Annotated in this window: 4 protein-coding genes; 1 reads left to right on the top strand and 3 read right to left on the bottom strand. The window is 46.1% G+C overall.

Annotated features, from left to right (window positions below; all coding sequences use genetic code 11):
• Positions 1–535 precede the first annotated feature (535 nt).
• Positions 536–1,543 (bottom strand): class II fructose-bisphosphatase, encoded by a 1,008-nt coding sequence (gene glpX, locus KIV40_RS25430; RefSeq protein ID WP_039984690.1) that lies wholly within the window; start codon positions 1,541–1,543, stop codon positions 536–538.
• 347 nt (positions 1,544–1,890) lie between these two features.
• Between glpX and zapB the strand changes: the two genes are divergently transcribed.
• Positions 1,891–2,133 carry a cell division protein ZapB gene (gene zapB / locus KIV40_RS25435; protein ID WP_005428165.1) on the top strand — a complete coding sequence of 81 codons (243 nt, stop codon included), beginning with the start codon at positions 1,891–1,893 and terminating at the stop codon, positions 2,131–2,133.
• A 102-nt stretch (positions 2,134–2,235) separates the two neighbouring features.
• Here the strand turns inward: zapB and rraA are convergent, their stop codons facing one another.
• Both rraA and KIV40_RS25445 read right to left on the bottom strand, forming a co-directional pair.
• Positions 2,236–2,763, bottom strand: a complete 528-nt coding sequence (gene rraA / locus KIV40_RS25440) for a ribonuclease E activity regulator RraA (protein ID WP_285351972.1) — start codon at positions 2,761–2,763, stop codon at positions 2,236–2,238.
• A gap of 75 nt (positions 2,764–2,838) precedes the next feature.
• A complete protein-coding gene (locus tag KIV40_RS25445; RefSeq protein ID WP_285351973.1) occupies positions 2,839–3,756 on the bottom strand; it encodes a 1,4-dihydroxy-2-naphthoate polyprenyltransferase in 918 nt (305 codons plus the stop codon).
• Positions 3,757–4,200 lie beyond the last annotated feature (444 nt).

Here is a 4,200-nt window from a genome sequence, read left to right on the forward strand (position 1 = left end):
GAGTCCATACCATTGAGTGTGATTCAGAATCTATTGTCTGTTTGTGCTGTGGTTTAAGGTGAGTAGGAAAGAATAAGGGGTTGCTGTGACTAGATCCTTAGTCTCGCTTGAGCTCGCTAGGATGACGAACTCTTTTGGTTTATAGCTTGTTAAAGTAATCGTCATTCTGAACAACGAGGGACGAGGTGATTCAGAATCTATTGTCCGTTTGTGCTGTGGTTTAAGGTGAGTAGGAAAGAATAAGGGGTTGCTGTGACTAGATCCTTAGTCTCGCTTGAGCTCGCTAGGATGACGAACTCTTTTGGTTTATAGCTTGTTAAAGTAATCGTCATTCTGAACAGCGAGGAACGAGGTGATTCAGAATCTATTATCCGTTGGTTCTATAGCCTGAGTTTAGGAATAAAGATGGGGAGCTCGCTGGAACTAGATTCTTGCTCACTAGAGTGGCGTACTCTGATGATGACAAAGGAAGCGTAAATGACTTGCAAGGAAAGAAAGGCTCCAACTCAGAGTGAGCGGGAGCCTCGAATAATGCTTAAAGAATAATATCGCGCACTTCTGGGTCTTTACGCTCTAGGTAGTGCGTAGATTTGATACGACGAATAGTACGACAACGGCCACGGATCAATAGGGTTTCTGTCGTTGCGATATTGCCTTGGCGAGAGATGCCTTCTAGTAGGTCACCTTTGGTAATACCCGTTGCAGAGAAGACAACGTTGTCGCTGCGCGCCATGTCTTCCATCTTCAATACAACATTCGCTTTTACACCCATCTCTTCACAGCGTTGTAGTTCAGCTGAGCCGTAGATGCGGTTTTCTTCCGTATCGCCTTTTACTTCGTGACGAGGAAGAAGACGACCATGCATGTCACCGTCCAGTGCACGAATCACCGCTGCAGATACTACGCCTTCTGGTGCGCCGCCGATGCAGTACATCATGTCTACTTCGCTATCTGGCATACAAGTTAGGATTGAAGCGGCTACGTCACCGTCTGGCACTGCGAATACGCGAACGCCCATGGCTTGCATCTCTGCGATCACTTTATCGTGACGAGGCTTAGCAAGCGTAATAACGACTAGCGTATCAAGAGGTTTGTTCAGTGCTTTTGCTACGTTTTCTAGGTTTTCTTTAAGTGGCTTACCTAGGTCGATAACGCCTTTTGCGCCAGGACCAACAACCAGTTTTTCCATGTACATGTCTGGCGCTTTAAGGAAGCTGCCTTTCTCACCCGCTGCCAATACTGCTAGGGCGTTAGATTGGCCCATTGCGGTCATGCGTGTGCCTTCGATTGGGTCTACCGCGATATCGACTTCGTCACCACCGATACCCACTTGCTCACCGATGTACAGCATTGGTGCATCATCGATTTCACCTTCACCAATAACGATTTCACCACTGATGTCTGTTTTGTTCAGTAGGGTGCGCATCACTTCAACTGCAGCACCGTCCGCTGCGTTTTTGTCGCCACGGCCAAGCCATTTGTAACCAGCCAAAGCGGCACCTTCAGTAACACGGGAAAATGCCATTGCTAAATCGCGTTTCATGATGTCTCCAAGTAACAAGAGGGAAGAATAATTTGCGCGGCGATTTTATCACATCGTCAGTTAAACGTTTGCCTTTTTGCTGAGCTTTTACTTTAACTAAGTTGAATTTGATCAATACTTGGGTGAGTTTATGGGGTAGTGATGGGAAAATGCATTGCGCAAAAATGCTTCGATGATAAGAAAAGTCAGCGTTTAGTGAGATTGCGCCGATTTTTTAACCGAATGATGCAAAATATCGAATATAGTAAGTGTTTCTCGTCGCTACGCTGAGTAGAATGAACCTCATAGGTAAGGTGCAAGCGAATGCTCGCGCATCGTCCCAACGGAATAACAATAGGTAGGCCAAGATGTCTTTTGAAGTACTAGAACAACTAGAATCGAAAATTCAAACTGCAGTTGACACAATCACTCTTCTTCAGATGGAAGTCGAAGAGCTGAAAGAAGATAAAGTGAAGCTTGAAACAGAAGCAAACGAGCTTCGTTCTCAGCGTGAAGAGCTAGAGCAAAAATCTCAGCAAGCTCAACAAGAGCATGCTCAGTGGCAAGAGCGCATTCGTGCACTACTTGGCAAGATGGACGAAGTGGAATAATCCACTTAAGTATCCAGAATCAAAAACACCCGCTTCGGCGGGTGTTTGCGTATTTGGCAATGGGGTTTTAGCGACTGGCTCGTTGCGAATAAAGGAGTAGGGTTAGTTTACCCCTTCCTCCCCGTCGTCTTCTTCATCGAGCTCTAAGTCTACATTGAGTGGCTCAGGAGAGAGAATGATGCCAGTGTTGTCTGCGTAGATGTAATCTTCAGGTAGGAAGCTAACGCCACCAAAGTTAACCGGTATGTCGATTTCACCAATGCCTTGATTTGCTGCCCCAACAGGAATTGAAGCGAGTGCTTGAATGCCTAGGTTCATGTCTTCCAGTTCGTCTACTTCACGGACACAACCGTAAACAACGATGCCTTCCCATTCGTTTTCTTCTGCAAGCGTCGCGATTTCTGCATCGATTAAGGCTCTGCGTAGGGAACCACCACCATCAATCAACAATACTCGTCCGACACCATCTTGTTCTAACGTTTCGCGGATCAGTGCGTTGTCTTCAAAACACTTAATCGTTGTCACTTGCCCGGCAAACGAAGCACGTCCGCCAAAGTTACTGAACATCGGTTCAACCACGTCTACCTGATCAAGGTAGATATCACAGAGTGCTGAGGTATTGTATTCCATAGCGTACCTTTCTAAACAGAAACTGTTGTATTTGAGTATATCTAGGCATTAAGTCAATGCAATGACAATCCTTTTTTAACTCATCAGAGTTTGAGCTACCACAATTGTTGCAAATAAAACGTTAGTCACCAGTGAACACTTCACGACAACTGGCATCATTGGAGCGATTTGCGCAGGTTTCTCGGTATTCCAAACCGCTTTACCATGGTCCGCCACCACGAAAATACTGATCAGGAATGGCAAACTGATCCATACCGGCTTGTCTTGAATGAGCAGATAAACAGCAAAAGCCAGTAGTGCACCACCAAGTAAGATGAAGTGGTATTGTTTCGCTTTGCGTTGGCCTAGTCGAACTGCCATGGTGCGTTTGCCACATTCGCTATCATTTTCGATATCACGCATGTTATTGATGTTTAGCACTGCTACTGCTAACAAACCACAGCCTAATGCTGGTAGGAATAGTGTCGCATCGACATGGCCTGTATGTAGGAAGTAAGTACCAGATACACCAAGTAGGCCAAAGAAGATAAATACAGACAGGTCACCCAAGCCAACATAACCATAAGGCTTGCTGCCCATGGTGTAAGCAATCGCCGCGATAATGGCAAGAATGCCCAGACCGATAAAGGTAATGATGCTTTCAAAAGAGCTCAGTGCGTAAAACACTAAGATTAAACCAGCGATGGCGGTCAGGATGATGTTGAAGATGATCGCTTTCTTCATTTGATCCGCGGTTACCGCGCCAGACTGCATCGCACGCTGAGGGCCTAAACGGTTGTCGTTGTCCGTGCCTTGCACTGCATCGCCGTAGTCGTTCGCAAGGTTCGACAATATTTGCAGTAGCGTTGCGGTGACGAAGGCCATTACAGCGATAGTCAGCGAGAAGTGACCCGCAGAGTAGGCGAGTACGCTACCGGTTAAAATAGACACCAGTGCGAGGGGTAATGTTTTTGGACGAGCGGCTTCAAGCCAGATCTGCAATGATTGTTTCATGGATATTTCGTGCTAGTAACCAATGTGCCCAGTATAAGCACAAAGCGCCCGTTACGCTATTGACCTGAAACAACTCAATTAAGAGTCAAAGGCTTGCGGAGAAGGAACACAGTTTCCATATTTGAGGTAATAAATGGCGTTTTTTGGGAAAGGGAAGGGTACGGCGCACGTTGTTATTAGATCCTTAGTCTCGCTGGAGCTCGCTAGGATGACGAACTTTCTTTATTTAGGGCTTGCTAAAGTAACTGTCATTATGAACAACGAGGGGCGAGGTGATTCAGAATCTGCGGTCCGTTTGTGCTGTGAGTTGAGGTGAAGGATGAAGGGTTGTAGTGAGTTGTTATTAGATCCTTAGTCTCGCTGGAGCTCGCTAGGATGACGAACTCTTTTTGTTTAGAGCTTGCTAAAGTAATTGTCATTCTGAACAACGAGGGACGTATATGG

This window comes from Vibrio sp. D173a (assembly GCF_030248475.1).